Here is a 14121-nt window from a genome sequence, read left to right on the forward strand (position 1 = left end):
CGCCCGGCCGTGACAGACCTCCGTGCGCGTCTCGCGGTGATCGATGAGCGGATTGCGGATGCCGCACGCGCGGCCGGTCGCGATCCCTCGGAGCTCACCCGCATCGTGGTGACCAAGTTCCACCCCGCTTCGCTCGTCGACGAGCTGTACACGCTCGGCGTGCGTGACGTGGGCGAGAACCGGCAGCAGGAGTTCAGCCGCAAGGTCGTCGAGGTGGGCGATCTCGCGGGCCTGCGGTGGCACTTCATCGGGCAGGCGCAGACCAACAAGGCTCGTGCGATCCGGGCCGCGGCATCCGTCGTCCATTCGCTCGACCGCACCCGGCTCGCCGACGCGCTCGACGCGGCCGGCGAGCCGGGGGAGCCCCCGCTCGACGTGCTGCTGCAGGTCAACCTCACGGACGACCCGGGCCGCGGGGGCGTTGCCCCCGGCGAGCTCGAGGCGCTCGCGTCGCACGCCGCTGCGCTGCGCTCGCTGCGCGTACGCGGCGTGATGGCGGTCGCACCGCTCGACGAGCACCCGGCGGACGCGTTCGCCCGGCTGAACGCCCTCGCCGGCACCGTGCGCGCGGTCGTGCCCGAGGCGGATTGGATCTCCGCCGGCATGACGGCGGACTTCGCCGAGGCGATCGCGGCGGGCGCGACACACCTACGCATCGGTTCGGCAATCACCGGCCCCAGGCCACAACGCGGTTAACCTCGGAACAGATGAGCACTACGGAGGATCAGATGTCGAACCCGCTCAAGAAGACCATGGTGTACCTCGGACTCGCAGACGAGGAAGAGGTCTACGAGGAGCCTGCGCCCCAGCCGCGTGCTCGCAAGTCGGAGCAGGTCGTCGACAAGCCGGCCGCTCCGATCACACCGATCCACCGGCCCGCCGTGGTGCGTCAGCCGGCACCGGCGACGATCAACGAGATCCTGACGGTGCATCCCAAGCAGTACCGCGATGCCCAGATCATCGCCGAGAACTTTCGTGACGGCATCCCCGTCATCATCAACCTCTCTCAGATGAGCGACGCCGACGCGCGTCGTCTGATCGACTTCGCCAGCGGCCTGTCGCTGGGGCTCTACGGGCGCATCGAGCGTGTCACGAGCAAAGTCTTCCTGCTCTCGCCCGAGAACGTCGCCGTATCGGGCGATGGGGCCGTCCCGCAGGCGGATCCGGAGTCGGTCCCCTTCACGCAGCCGTAGTCTGGCTACGTGGCAGTCGTCCAAATCATCGCAGCGATTCTCAACCTCGCGCTGCTCCTCTATGTCTTCGTGTTGCTCGCGCGGCTGATCCTCGACTGGATCCCGTTCTTCAACCGCGAGTGGCGCCCGCGTGGCGCCGGGCTCGTGGTCGCCGAGCTCATCTACACCGTCACGGATCCGCCCATCAGGCTGTTCCGGCGCTTCATCCCGCCGTTGCGCGTGGGTGCCGTCGCCATCGACTTCGGGTTCGCGCTGACGATGCTGGGATGCTTCATCCTGCTCAGCATCACGCGCACACTTGCGGGCTGAATCGGCGACTCACTGTGACGCGGGCCGCGCCTTCGACACTCGCAGAACCGATGACTATGCTTTGCTGATACGAACGGCCGCCAGCAGGCGGTCGCCCCGACATCGGCCAGCGACCAGACGCTCGAAAGAGGAATCACCATGGCATTGTCCCCCGATGACGTCGTCACCAAGCAGTTCCAGCACGTCCGATTCAAAGAGGGCTTCGACCCCGACGAGGTGGACGATTTCCTCGACGAGATCGTCGTGGAGTGGCGCAAGGCTCTCACCGAGAACGAGGAGCTGAAGGCCAAGCTGGCGGCGTACGAGTCGGGTGCTGCGCCCGCACGAGCCGCGGAGCCCGCTCCGGCTCCCGTCGCTGAGGCCGCACCGGTCGGCGGTGCCGCCCCCGCCGCGAGCGCGGGCATCATCGAGCTGGCCCAGCGCCTGCACGACGAGCACGTCGCCGAGGGCATCGCGCAGCGCGACCAGCTCATCTCCGACGCCAAGTCGCAGGCGGCTTCGATCGTCTCCCAGGCCGAGACCCGCGGCCGCGAAGAGCTCGCGAAGCTCGACCGCGAGCGCACCACGCTCGAGGGCCGCATCACCGAGCTCCGCAACTTCGAGCGCGACTACCGCGCCCAGCTGCGCAGCTACATCGAGGGCAAGCTGCGCGACCTCGAGACCTCGGCGACGACGTCCGGCGCCCAGCCGGTCTCGGCGCTGGGCCTCTAGGCCTTGACGCGTCGACCTCCCCTTCGTCAGGCGGCGGCCGGCACCATCATCGCGATTCTCGCGGTGCTGGTGCTGGCCGCCGACCAGTTGGCGAAGTACCTCGCGCTCGAGAACCTGCCGTTCCAGGAGCCTGTCGAGGTCCTCGGCGACTTTCTGAGCTTCTACCTCACGCGCAATCCCGGCGCCGCCTTCTCGCTCGGCGAGGAGGTCACGTGGATCTTCACGATCGCACTGGCCGGCGTCGCGGGCGTCATCGGCTGGCTGGCCGCGACGCGGGTGCGTTCGCGGCTCTGGGCCGTCACGCTCGGGCTTCTCCTGGGCGGCGTCCTCGGCAACCTCACCGACCGGCTCTTCCGTGACCCCGGGTTCGCCGTCGGGCACGTCGTCGACTTCATCAACACGCCGTGGATGTGGTTCTTCCCCGGCATGTCGCCGGCGATCTACAACATCGCCGACATCTTCATCGTGTGCGACATGATCGCGATCGCACTGCTGGTCCTCGTCGGGGTGCACATGGACGGCTCGCGCGATCGCGATCGCGGCCGCGACGACGAGGAGTCGCAGCTGGGCGCAGAGGGTGACCAGTCCGCGCCGGGCGGTGCAGTGGCGGGATCCGGCAACGCGTTCCCCGTAGCGGACGCCGATGCCGGGATCCCGGCCGACGAGCGCGGTCTGCCGCCGCTGAGCGCGAGCGAGCAACTCGCGGTCGAGGAAGCGGCCGAGCGCCAGGCGGATGAGTTCGAGGCCGAGCCGGAGACCCGGCGGCCCGGGCGCGACGCCGAGATCTGACATGGGATCCCGCAGCCTCCCCGTTCCCGACGGGCTCGACGGTGCTCGCGTCGATGCGGCGCTCGCGAAGATGCTCGGCTTCTCGCGCACCTTCGCGGCCGACGTGGCCGATGCCGGCGGCGTGTCCATGGACGGGCGCACGCTCTCGAAATCCGACAAGCTGCGGGGCGGGGCCTGGCTCGACGTGGCGTGGACCCCCAAGGAAGAGCCTCGCGTGATTCCGGTCGAGGTGCCCGACCTCGGCATCGTCTACGACGATGACGACATCGTGGTCGTCGACAAGCCCACCGGCGTCGCCGCGCACCCCTCGCTCGGATGGGAGGGCCCGACGGTGCTGGGCGCCCTCGCCGCCGCCGGCTACCGCATCGCGACGACAGGCGCTGCGGAGCGCCAGGGCGTCGTACACCGCCTCGACGTCGGCACCAGCGGGCTCATGGTCGTCGCCAAGACCGAGTCCGCGTACGTCGCGCTCAAGCGCGCATTCAAGGAGCGCGAGGTCGAGAAGATCTACCACGCCGTCGTGCAGGGGCACCCCGACCCGCTCGCCGGCACGATCGACGCGCCCATCGGGCGGCATCCTTCGCACTCATGGAAGTTCGCCGTAACCCCCGACGGCAAGGATTCGATCACGCACTACGAGACGCTCGAGGCCTTCCCCGGTGCGTCGCTGCTCGAGATCCATCTCGAGACCGGTCGCACGCACCAGATCCGGGTGCACATGGCCGCCCACCGGCATCCGTGCGTCGGCGATCCGCTCTACGGCGCCGACCCGACGATGTCAGCGAGACTCGGCCTCACCCGGCAGTGGCTGCACGCGCACGAGCTCTCATTCGCCCACCCGGCCACGGGGGACTGGGTCACCTTCACCTCGGCGTACCCCGCCGACCTCGCCCACGCGCTCGAGGTGCTGCGCGGCGACTGATCGCGCGCGTCCGCACGCCTCCGCGCGGTGCGGGTGACCGGTCAGAGGCCGCCCTCGAACCAGGCGGCGTGCTCGTCGCGCAGCGCGAACTCGATCCGCCGGCGCATGTCGGGCAGCTCGAGCTCCGGGAGCGCATCGACGTCGTACCAGCCGACCTCGGTCATCTCGCCGTCTGCCGGGTACGGGTCTCCTGACACCCACGTGCAGCGGAAGGTGAGGTCGAGGTAGTCGGACTGATCGCCGTTCGGGTAAGTGACCCGCGGGATCTGGTGCACCCACGCGAGCCGTTCGACGCGGCACACGACATCGGCCTCCTCGAGCGTCTCGCGCACCGCGGCATCGGCGGGCTCCTCGCCCGGGTCGACGATGCCCGTCACCGGTGTGAGGTGCCCGTTGTCGCTGCGGCGCCCGAGCAGCACCTGTCCCTCGCGGAGCACGACAGCGGTCACACCGACGAGCGGCAGCGGGCGGGTGCCGACGAATCGGCGCAGATCGAGGACGAAGTCGGGGGTCGGCATGCACTCACCGTATTGCGGGCCGGCGCGTCGGCAGGTGCCGCCACGGCGGTGTCGGCGTATGGCGGATGTCGGATGCCGTGGTCACACTGGTCGCATGGCGATCGAAGTGCGGCCGGCCACGGTGTTCGACGACGTGGCGGCTCTGGTGGGGCCGAAGAACCCGCAGTCGAACGTGTGCTTCTGCCTGAGCTACCGCATCCCGGCGAAGGAGGCGACCGCTCTGCGCGGGCCGGAGCGCGCCGAACGCGTGCGCCGGCTCATGGACGAGGAGGGTCCGATCGGCGTGCTCGCATACGACGGCGACGAGCCCGTCGGCTGGGCGGCCGTCGCACCCCGCACCCGCACGCACTTCGCGACGTTCCGCAAGATCCCGCACGTCGACGACCTCGACGTGTGGTCGCTCTGGTGCTTCCGGGTGCGGCCGGGCCACCGCAAGAAGGGTGTGATGCATGCGCTCATCGACGGAGCCGTCGACTTCGCGCGGCAGAGCGGCGCTCCCGCGATCGAGGGATACCCGGTCGACAACGGCGATGCGAGGGTGGACCTCACGATGGCCTACGTCGGCACACGGCGCCTGTTCGAGCAGGCCGGTTTCGCCAAGGCGGCCGACACGACGTCGGTGCTCTCGGGATTCCCCCGTGTGCTCATGCGGCGCGACCTCTAGCGTGGACGCGTGAACCACCTCCTGCAGCGCCGCCTCGAACGTGCGAACACGCTCTACCTCGACTTCGTCGACACGATCCCGGCCAAGCACCTGGGCTCGCATCTGCGCGATCTGCCGTCCGACGCGATCGGCCACCAGCTGTGGTGCGTGCTCGGCGCGCGCGAGAGCTTCCCGAAGGCCGCCCGCGCGGGGGAGTGGCAGGGCTTCACGAGCCCCGTCGCGCGGGATGAGACCACGGATGCCGCGGCACTCCGTGCCGCCTTCGTCCAGACGGCCGCCGACATCGATGAGTGGGTCGCCGGCATCGACGCCGGCGACGAGGACTCGCTCCGCTACGTCCTCGCCCTCCTGGAGCACGAAACGCAGCATCAGGGCCAGCTCATTCGGTACCTCTACGGCCTCGGCATCGACCGGCCGCACTCATGGCAGCAGCAGTACGCGCTCGATGAGGACTTCTGAGCGACCGACTTTCTGAGAGACCGAGTTCTGAGATTCCGTGAACCGTCCCCGCAGTATCCGGCAATACCCGTTGTGAGTACAGACAGCGAGATCATCCGCCGGTCCGTCGATGCACCCTCCGCGTTCGCGGAAGTGTTCGAGCGGCACGCACGGGTGATCGGGGCGTTCGCCGCCCGCCGGGTCGGATCCCACGCCGCGGAAGATGTGCTGAGCGAGACGATGCTCGTCGCGTTCCGGCGTCGGCACGACTTCGATGCCACGTGGGAATCGGCGAAGCCCTGGCTTCTCGGCATCGCGTCGCGCGTGATCAAGAAGCATCGCACCGAAGAAGCCCGGCAGTGGCGCTCGTTCGAGGCATCCGTCTCCCGCGGCGATCACACGAGTGACGGCGCGATCGAGGCGGCCGGTGACCGGGCGGATGCCTCGTCCGCCGTGCGTGCGCTGGCACCGCGCATCGCGGCGCTGGCCGCGCGAGACCGCGAGACGCTGCTCCTGTACGCGTGGGGCGACCTCACCTACGAGGAGATCGGCATGGCGCTCGGGGTTCCCGTCGGCACCGTGCGATCGCGCCTGAACCGGGTGCGGCGCAAGCTCGCGCCGCCGGGGTCGCACGCGTCCGTCCGACTCACGTGGATCGCGAAGGAGGAGACCGATGGAGCTTATGGAACGAGTGCGTGACCTCGGGCGGGACGCCCCGACCCTTTCCGACGAGGGGATCGGCGCCGCACGACGGGCGCTGCTCAGCGAGATCGCCCGGGAGGTGCGAGCGGATGCCGCGGCCACCCGCCGCCGCACCGTCCGCTGGATCGGCGGCTCGGCGCTGGCCGGCGGGCTGGCGGCGACGGCACTGGTGATCGGGTTCGTCGCGGTGCCGGCCACAGCGCCGACAGCGTCGGCTGCGGCACAGGTGCTGGAGAAGGCGGCGGCGGCGAGCATTCGGGCCGCAGAGGAAGTCGTGCCGGCCGGCAGCTACACACGGGTCAACACCGCATTCACGTCGCTCACGACGTACGACGAGCAGATGCCGGCCGGTGCGAAGTTCAACAACGCCTTCCGCTCGGAGGCGGAAGCCGTGATCCTCATCGAGGATGAGTCGAGCGTCTATGTGCCCGCGGACCCCGCGGGTGAATGGGTGCGCGAGCGGAGTCCCTACCAAGTCACGGAGTCGGTCGGCCCGCGTGCCGCCGAGGCCGCCGAGGCGTGGAGTCGTGAGCTGAACCCAGGGTTGGGATTGGCTGGCATCACGCGGTACCCCGCAGGCGTCGCCGAAGGCGGTCGCGATGGTGACGTGGTGACCTACTACCTGGACGGCCGCGAGACGTACGAGGACATGCCGACGGATCCCGACGGGGTGGTCGCGTGGTTCGAGGAGCGGTATGGCGCGGAGGGGGAGCCCGACGGCATGGCGCACTTCTTCATCGAGACCATCGGTGACCTCATGTCGTTCAACCTGGCGCCGGCGACCGCGCGCGCCGGGATGCTCAGAGCGTTCGCGTCCCTTCCGGGTGTAGAAGTCGTCGCGACCGACGGTGACCTGACCACGCTCGCATACGAGCGAGACTTCGAAGCGGGACCGGCTCGTGTGGAGTTCGTGCTCGACACCGCACGCGGCTACGTCGTGCAGTCGACCAACTGGGGGATGGGCGAGTACGACGAGCCCGTGTCCTTCGAGGGCGTCCCCGATTGGCAGAGTCGTACGGTGTCGACGGTCTCGATCGTCGATTCGGCGCCCTGATCGCGGACCGGGAGCCGGCCGCGAGGGCGCCGGGCGGAGGCATCCGCTCGGCGCACTCGCGCATCGCAACGACCTTCAACACAGTGACCTTCAACTCGAAGGTGAGGCGACCTCGCCAGGAGAGTCCGCGGACTCGCGGAGGCCGTGGCGAGAGTGTCCGAGACCGTACCTAGACTCGATCCGTGGCATCCGACTCCTTCGTTCATCTGCACGTGCACAGCGAGTACTCGATGCTCGACGGCGCCGCCAAAATCGGCGCCATGACCCAGGCGGCGGCGGACTACGGCATGCCGGCGATCGCCGTCACCGACCACGGCAACACCTTCGCGGCGTTCGAGTTCTACAACGCGGCCAAGGCGGCGGGTGTGAAGCCGATCATCGGCCTCGAGGCGTACGTGACCCCGGGCACGCACCGCAGCGACAAGTCGCGCGTCCAATGGGGTTCGCCCGAGCAGAAGAGCGATGACGTCTCGGGCTCCGGCGCCTACACCCACATGACGATGTGGAGTCAGAGCACGGAGGGCATGCACAACCTCTTCCGGCTCAGCTCGCTGTCGAGCATGGAGGGGTACTACTTCAAGCCGCGCATGGACCGGGAGCTGCTGGAGACCTACGGCAAGGGTCTCATCGCGACGACGGGCTGCCCGTCCGGCGAGGTGCAGACGCGTCTGCGGCTCGGTCAGTACGACGCCGCGCGCGCGGCGGCCGCCGAGTTCCAGGACATCTTCGGCAAGGAGAACTACTTCGCCGAGATCATGGACCACGGGCTCTCGATCGAGCGCCGCGTCATGACCGACCTGGTGCGCCTCTCGAAGGATCTCGGCATTCCGCTCGTCGCGACCAACGACTCCCATTACACCCACCAGCACGAGGCCGACGCGCACGCGGCCCTCCTCTGCGTGCAGTCCGGCTCGACGCTGGACGACCCGAACCGATTCAAGTTCGACGGCGACGGCTACTACATCAAGACCGCCCAGGAGATGCGCCAGATCTTCCGAGAGCATCCGGAAGCCTGCGACAACACCCTCCTCATCGCCGAGCGCTGCGAGGTCGAGTTCAACACGAGCGCGAACTACATGCCGCGCTTCCCGGTCCCCGACGGCGAGACCGAAGACAGCTGGCTCGTCAAGGAAGTCGAGACGGGGCTGCATTACCGCTATCCCGACGGCATCCCCGACAAGGTTCGCAAGCAGGCCGAGTACGAGACCGGGATCATCCTCCAGATGGGTTTCCCCGGCTACTTCCTGGTCGTCGCCGACTTCATCAACTGGGCGAAGGACAACGGCATCCGAGTCGGCCCCGGCCGTGGCTCCGGCGCCGGCTCGATGGTGGCTTACGCCATGCGCATCACCGATCTCGACCCGCTCGAGCACGGCCTCATCTTCGAGCGGTTCCTCAACCCGGACCGCGTCTCGATGCCCGACTTCGACGTGGACTTCGACGACCGTCGCCGCGGCGAGGTGATCGACTACGTCACGGAGAAGTACGGCTCTGAGCGCGTCGCGCAGATCGTGACCTACGGGACGATCAAGTCGAAGCAGGCGCTGAAGGACGCGGGGCGTGTGCTCGGCTTCCCGTTCAGCATGGGAGAGCGTCTCACGAAGGCGATGCCGCCGGCCGTGATGGGCAAGGACATGCCGTTGAACGGCATGTTCGACCCGCAGCATCCGCGGTTCAAGGAGGCAAGCGAGTTCCGCGCGCTCATCGACACCGACCCCGATGCGAAGACGGTCTTCGACCGCGCGCTGGGGCTCGAGGGACTCAAACGTCAGTGGGGCGTGCACGCCGCCGGCGTCATCATGTCCAGCGAACCGCTGCTCGGCATCATCCCGATCATGCGCCGCGAGCAGGACGGCCAGATCGTCACGCAGTTCGACTACCCGTCGTGCGAGACGCTCGGGCTCATCAAGATGGACTTCCTGGGGCTGCGCAACCTCACGATCATCTCCGACGCGCTCGACAACATCCGGATGAACCGGGGCGAGGAGCTCGACCTCGAGCATCTCGCGCTCGATGATCGGGACGCCTACGACCTGCTCACCCGTGGCGACACCCTCGGCGTGTTCCAGCTCGACGGCGGCCCGATGCGGTCGCTCCTGCGCCTTCTGAAGCCCGATAACTTCGAGGACATCTCGGCCGTCATCGCGCTGTACCGGCCCGGCCCGATGGGTGCCAACTCGCACATCAACTACGCCCTGCGCAAGAACGGTCAGCAGGACATCACGCCGATCCACCCCGAGCTCGAAGAGCCGCTGAAGGACATCCTCGACACCAGCTACGGCCTGATCATCTATCAGGAGCAGGTCATGGCGATCGCGCAGAAGGTGGCGGGCTTCTCGCTCGGACAAGCAGACATCCTCCGCCGCGCAATGGGCAAGAAGAAGAAGTCCGAGCTCGACAAGCAGTACGAGGGCTTCTCCGGCGGCATGAAGGAGCGCGGCTTCGGCGATGACGCCATCAAGGCGCTGTGGGACATTCTGCTGCCCTTCTCGGACTACGCGTTCAACAAGGCGCACTCGGCCGCGTACGGCCTGGTCTCGTACTGGACCGCGTACCTCAAAGCCCACTATCCCGCCGAGTACATGGCGGCGCTGCTGACCAGCGTGGGCGATTCCAAAGACAAGATGGCGGTCTACCTCAACGAGTGCCGCCGCATGGGCATCAAGGTGCTGCCGCCTGACGTGGGCGAGTCGATCCGCTACTTCGCGGCAGTGGGGGAGGACATCCGATTCGGACTCGGCGCCGTCCGCAACGTCGGCGCCAACGTCGTCGACGGCATCGTCACCGCACGCAAGGAGGCGACGTTCGCGTCGTTCCACGACTTCCTGGTCAAAGTCCCGATGCATGTGGCCAACAAGCGCACCATCGAATCGCTCATCAAGGCCGGAGCGTTCGACTCCATGGGCGACACCCGGCGTGCTCTGCTCGAGGTGCATGAGGATGCGACCGAAGCGGCCGTCGACCGCAAGCGGAACGAGGCGCAGGGCGCCATCGGGTTCGATTTCGACAGCCTGTACGACGCCGTCGAAGAGGTGGCGCCGCCGAAGGTGCCGCCGCGGCCGGAGTGGACCAAGAAGGACAAGCTGGCCTTCGAGCGCGAGATGCTCGGCCTCTACGTGTCGGACCACCCGCTCGCTGGTCTCGAGATCCCGCTCGCCAAGCACGCCTCGACGAGCATCCACGACCTGCTGGCGTCGGAGGATATCGGCGACGGCGACCAGGTGACGATCGCCGGCCTCGTGACCAGCGTGCAGCATCGCGTCGCCAAGCAGAGCGGCAATCCGTACGGCATGATCACGGTTGAGGACTTCGACGGCGAGATCACCGTCATGTTCATGGGGAAGACCTACACCGAGTTCCAGCACATGCTGGTGGCCGACTCGATCCTGGTGGTGCGAGGACGGGTGTCGCGACGCGACGACGGCATGAACCTGCATGCGCAGTCGGCCTTCACCCCCGACCTGGGGACGACGGATGACTCGAGCTCGCTGGTCCTCGTCATGCCCGAGCGGCGCGCGAGCGAGGCGCTCATCGGCGAGCTGCTGCAGACCCTGACCCGCCACGCCGGTGACACCGAAGTGTCGCTCAAGCTCCACAGCGGCACGGTGGCGAAGGTTTTCGAGGTGCCGCACACGGTGCGGATAACCCCTGATCTGTATGGCGAGCTGAAGGGTCTTCTCGGGCCGCAGTGCCTGGGATGACGCGGTGACGCGAAGGCGACGACGAATGTCGCGGTGTCTCGCGTGGTCTCATCGCTGTCTCATGCGCCGTGGGTAATATCGGGTCGACGCGGGCCTCAGGTCCGCCGGAAGGGACGATTGTGACGGACGAGAAGCAGGACGGGAACATCGACGAGGCGGTTGCGACCGAAGAGCCGCCGCAGTACGGAGTGGGGCCGTTCTCGATCCGTGAGGTGGCCCTCGCGGGCACGTGGCTCGTCGCATTCGTCGTGTCGTTCTTCCCGATCTACGGAGACCTGGGCGTCGGCCCTTCGGTCTGGAGCAGCGGGATCGACTGGGTCCTCACCGTCGGGGTGCCCACCGTGGCGGTGTTCCTCATCGTGCTGCGCCGGCTCTCGCCGCAGGGCATCCGCCGGGTCGGGTCGCTCGGGATCGACCAGTTCGCATCCGTCGCGTTCTCGGTCGCCACAGTGCTGTGGCTCACCATCATCTGGAACTCGTTCATCCAGCTCGCCAGCGGACGCGCCTTCCTCGGCACTTGGGTCGTGTGGGTGGAGTTCTTCCTCATGCTCGCCGGCGTCTTCCTGACCGTGCTGGCGCCGTTCATCGCGCCGTTCGCGCAGGACTTCCGCGGGCGCCCCGAGGTTCCGGCCCATCGCAACGCCCGTCCGGTGCTGCCGGTCTCGCCCCGCCCGGCGTTCGTGCGACCGGAGCCCGCCGCCGACGAGGACGCTCCGTACTCGGAGGACACCGCCACCGCCGACGAGAACGCGTACGAAGCCGCCCCGGCGCACGCCGCGCAGGCACCCGCGACCCCGTACGCGGCGTCTGCCGACGGCTCGGAGGCCACGGCCGACGCGGGCGTCGACGATACGCCCCGCGGCGCGTACGACGACGCAGAGACCACGGTCCTCCCGCTCGACGAGCAGGACGCCGACGCCGATGCGCGTGCCGACGTCGCCGCGGCCGCGACAGCGACCACCGTGGCCGCCGACCGGCCCGCGGCCGCGACCGAGCCGGTCCACGCGCGCGAGTCGTTCGAGCACGTCGAGAACCCGTCGTCGACCGTCGAACCCGCTGTGGCGACCGCGCCGCAGCACCAGGCGTTCTGGGCCCTCGTTCCCGAGGAGCGCGACATCGTCGACGAGATCGGCATCCCCGTGTTCCGCATCGGGCCGACCGCCTGGGCGCTCGTCATCGAGGATCGCGGCGACGCCTTCGTGGTGCGCCACGAGGACGGCCGCATCGGCTACCTGCACGACGTCTCCGGCGTCACGCGCGGCTGAGCGCGTCCGCCCGCGCGGTACCGTAGACGGATGCTCCGAACGATCGACCTGCGCGGGCGCACGCTCTCGCCCGCCGAACTCCTCGCGACCGTTCCCCGTGCCGCAGCGGCCCGGGAAGAGGCCCTCGCGACGGCAGTGCACATCGTCGACGACGTGGCTTCTCGCGGCGAGGCGGCTCTGCGCGAGCAGGCCGAGAGGTTCGACGGTGCAACCGGCCACGACATCCGGGTGCCCGCCGCGCACCTCGACGAGGCCCTTGCGGCGCTCGACCCGGCGGTGCGCTCGGCGCTCGAAGAGGCCATCGCGCGCGTGCGGGTGGCGTCCGCAGCCCAGGTTCCCGCGCCGACCGTCACCGAGCTCGGACCCGGCGCCCGGGTGACGCAGCGGTGGCAGCCGGTGCGTCGCGTGGGTCTGTACGTTCCGGGCGGCAAGGCCGTCTACCCCTCGAGCGTCGTGATGAACGTCGTGCCGGCGCAGGTCGCCGGCGTGAGCGAGATCGCGCTCGCTTCACCGCCGCAGCGCGAGTTCGGCGGCCGGGTGCACCCGGTGATCCTCGGCGCCGCGCGGCTCCTCGGCGTCACCGAGGTGTACGCGATGGGCGGCGCGGGAGCGATCGGCGCGCTCGCGCACGGCGTCGCATCCCTCGGCCTCGAGCCGGTGGACGTCGTCACCGGTCCCGGCAACAACTTCGTGGCGGCGGCCAAGCGCGCGGTCGCGGGTCTGGTCGGGACGGATGCCGAAGCCGGCGCCACCGAGATCCTCGTGGTCGCCGACGAGACCGCCGACGCGCGGCTGGTCGCCGTCGACCTCATCAGCCAGGCCGAGCACGACGAGCAGGCCTCCGCCGTGCTCGTGACGACCTCCGAGCGCCTCGCGGACGACGTGCTCGCAGTGATCGCCCCGCGGGCGGCGGCGACGCGGCACGCCGCGCGCGTCGCCACGGCACTCGCCGGCCCGCAGTCCGCGATCGTGCTCGTCGACGACCTCGCCGCGGCCACGGCGTTCTCGAACGCCTACGCGCCGGAGCACCTCGAGCTGCACCTGGCCGACCCCCGCCCCGGCGACTTCGTCCACGCGGGCGCGGTGTTCGTGGGGCCGGACTCGCCGGTCAGCCTCGGCGACTACCTCGCCGGCAGCAACCACGTGCTGCCCACCGGCGGCCAGGCCCGGTACGCCGCCGGGCTGTCGGCCGCGACGTTCCTGCGCACGCAGCAGGTCATCGAGTACGACCGCGACGCGCTCTCGGTCGTCCGCGACGCGATCGTGACCCTGGCCGAGGCCGAGGCCCTGCCCGCCCACGGCGAAGCGATCACAGCCCGGTTCCAGGACTGAGACCGGGTTCCCGGCGTAGGCTGTCTCTGCCATGCACTGCCCGTTCTGCCGCCACGCCGATTCGCGCGTCATCGATTCGCGCACCAGCGACGACGGTCTCAGCATCCGTCGCCGTCGTCAGTGCCCCCAATGCGGTGGCCGCTTCACGACGATCGAGACCGCCAGCCTCAACGTCATCAAGCGCTCCGGCGTGATCGAGCCCTTCAGCCGCGAGAAGGTCATGTCGGGCGTGCGCAAAGCGTGCCAGGGGCGTCCGGTGACGGACGCGGATCTTGCGGTGCTCGCCCAGACGGTGGAGGAGAGCATCCGCCAGACCGGTGCCTCGCAGCTCGACGCCAACGAGATCGGCCTGGCGATCCTCGGGCCGCTGCGCGAACTGGACGAGGTGGCTTACCTGCGGTTCGCGAGTGTCTACCAGGCCTTCGACTCGCTCGAGGACTTCGAGACGGCGATCGAGCAGCTGCGCGTCGATCATGGCCGCGCCCGCGCCGCGGACGAGAGCGCGGCGGTCGCGGGGGAGTGA

Annotated in this window: 14 protein-coding genes and 1 pseudogene; 14 read left to right on the forward strand and 1 reads right to left on the reverse strand. The window is 69.2% G+C overall.

Annotation, left to right across the window (positions count from 1 at the left end; genetic code table 11):
- Window positions 1–9: 9 nt before the first annotated feature.
- The 6 genes and pseudogenes from B1729_RS08010 (at window position 10) to B1729_RS08035 (ending at window position 3924) form a co-directional block, all read left to right on the forward strand.
- Window positions 10–696 (forward strand): YggS family pyridoxal phosphate-dependent enzyme, encoded by a 687-nt coding sequence (locus B1729_RS08010; RefSeq protein WP_239539538.1) that lies wholly within the window; start codon window positions 10–12, stop codon window positions 694–696.
- A gap of 32 nt (window positions 697–728) precedes the next feature.
- A complete protein-coding gene (gene sepF, locus B1729_RS08015) occupies window positions 729–1193 on the forward strand; it encodes a cell division protein SepF (protein WP_163620265.1) in 465 nt (154 codons plus the stop codon).
- A 9-nt stretch (window positions 1194–1202) separates the two neighbouring features.
- Window positions 1203–1502 carry a YggT family protein gene (locus B1729_RS08020; RefSeq protein WP_163620236.1) on the forward strand — a complete coding sequence of 100 codons (300 nt, stop codon included), beginning with the start codon at window positions 1203–1205 and terminating at the stop codon, window positions 1500–1502.
- Window positions 1503–1640: 138 nt separating this feature from the next.
- The gene (locus tag B1729_RS08025; RefSeq protein WP_163620234.1) at window positions 1641–2213 is read left to right on the forward strand and encodes a DivIVA domain-containing protein; all 573 of its coding nucleotides are present in this window, start codon (window positions 1641–1643) and stop codon (window positions 2211–2213) included.
- 3 nt (window positions 2214–2216) lie between these two features.
- Window positions 2217–2747 (forward strand): annotated as a pseudogene (gene lspA / locus B1729_RS08030) (signal peptidase II); the annotation flags it as partial.
- Between the two features lie 256 nt (window positions 2748–3003).
- The gene (locus B1729_RS08035; RefSeq protein ID WP_163631871.1) at window positions 3004–3924 is read left to right on the forward strand and encodes an RluA family pseudouridine synthase; all 921 of its coding nucleotides are present in this window, start codon (window positions 3004–3006) and stop codon (window positions 3922–3924) included.
- A gap of 41 nt (window positions 3925–3965) precedes the next feature.
- Here the strand turns inward: B1729_RS08035 and B1729_RS08040 are convergent, their stop codons facing one another.
- Window positions 3966–4442, reverse strand: coding sequence for an NUDIX domain-containing protein (locus tag B1729_RS08040; protein WP_163631874.1), 477 nt, complete (start codon window positions 4440–4442; stop codon window positions 3966–3968).
- Window positions 4443–4536: 94 nt separating this feature from the next.
- On the opposite strand from B1729_RS08040, the gene B1729_RS08045 reads away from it, so the two are divergent.
- The 8 genes from B1729_RS08045 to nrdR all read left to right on the forward strand — a co-directional run bounded on the left by B1729_RS08045 (window position 4537) and on the right by nrdR (window position 14121).
- Window positions 4537–5106, forward strand: coding sequence for a GNAT family N-acetyltransferase (locus tag B1729_RS08045; protein ID WP_163620228.1), 570 nt, complete (start codon window positions 4537–4539; stop codon window positions 5104–5106).
- Between the two features lie 9 nt (window positions 5107–5115).
- Window positions 5116–5565, forward strand: a complete 450-nt coding sequence (locus B1729_RS08050) for a hypothetical protein (protein ID WP_163631877.1) — start codon at window positions 5116–5118, stop codon at window positions 5563–5565.
- A gap of 72 nt (window positions 5566–5637) precedes the next feature.
- Window positions 5638–6243, forward strand: coding sequence for an RNA polymerase sigma factor (locus B1729_RS08055; RefSeq protein ID WP_163631880.1), 606 nt, complete (start codon window positions 5638–5640; stop codon window positions 6241–6243).
- On the forward strand, window positions 6218–7300 hold the full coding sequence (locus tag B1729_RS08060) for a hypothetical protein (protein WP_163631883.1): 1083 nt from the start codon (window positions 6218–6220) through the stop codon (window positions 7298–7300). Before B1729_RS08055 ends, B1729_RS08060 begins: the two co-directional genes overlap by 26 nt.
- Window positions 7301–7482: 182 nt before the next feature.
- A complete protein-coding gene (gene dnaE, locus B1729_RS08065) occupies window positions 7483–11001 on the forward strand; it encodes a DNA polymerase III subunit alpha (RefSeq protein ID WP_163631886.1) in 3519 nt (1172 codons plus the stop codon).
- Between the two features lie 119 nt (window positions 11002–11120).
- Window positions 11121–12266: a hypothetical protein gene (locus B1729_RS08070; protein WP_239539549.1), complete on the forward strand. Its 1146-nt coding sequence runs from the start codon at window positions 11121–11123 to the stop codon at window positions 12264–12266.
- A 30-nt stretch (window positions 12267–12296) separates the two neighbouring features.
- Complete coding sequence (gene hisD / locus B1729_RS08075; RefSeq protein WP_163631889.1) at window positions 12297–13598, forward strand: histidinol dehydrogenase; 1302 nt, start codon at window positions 12297–12299, stop codon at window positions 13596–13598.
- A 31-nt stretch (window positions 13599–13629) separates the two neighbouring features.
- A complete protein-coding gene (nrdR, locus tag B1729_RS08080) occupies window positions 13630–14121 on the forward strand; it encodes a transcriptional regulator NrdR (RefSeq protein ID WP_163620216.1) in 492 nt (163 codons plus the stop codon).

The organism is Microbacterium sp. B35-04, from assembly GCF_010634885.1.
Taxonomy (GTDB): Bacteria; Actinomycetota; Actinomycetes; order Actinomycetales; family Microbacteriaceae; genus Microbacterium.

Coding starts and splice junctions, on each gene's coding strand:
- sepF (WP_163620265.1), top strand. CDS start 729: ATGTCGAACCCGCTCAAGAAGACCATGGTGTACCTCGGACTCGCAGAC.
- B1729_RS08025 (WP_163620234.1), top strand. CDS start 1,641: ATGGCATTGTCCCCCGATGACGTCGTCACCAAGCAGTTCCAGCACGTC.
- B1729_RS08035 (WP_163631871.1), top strand. CDS start 3,004: ATGGGATCCCGCAGCCTCCCCGTTCCCGACGGGCTCGACGGTGCTCGC.
- B1729_RS08040 (WP_163631874.1), bottom strand. CDS start 4,442: ATGCCGACCCCCGACTTCGTCCTCGATCTGCGCCGATTCGTCGGCACC.
- B1729_RS08045 (WP_163620228.1), top strand. CDS start 4,537: ATGGCGATCGAAGTGCGGCCGGCCACGGTGTTCGACGACGTGGCGGCT.
- B1729_RS08060 (WP_163631883.1), top strand. CDS start 6,218: ATGGAGCTTATGGAACGAGTGCGTGACCTCGGGCGGGACGCCCCGACC.
- hisD (WP_163631889.1), top strand. CDS start 12,297: ATGCTCCGAACGATCGACCTGCGCGGGCGCACGCTCTCGCCCGCCGAA.
- nrdR (WP_163620216.1), top strand. CDS start 13,630: ATGCACTGCCCGTTCTGCCGCCACGCCGATTCGCGCGTCATCGATTCG.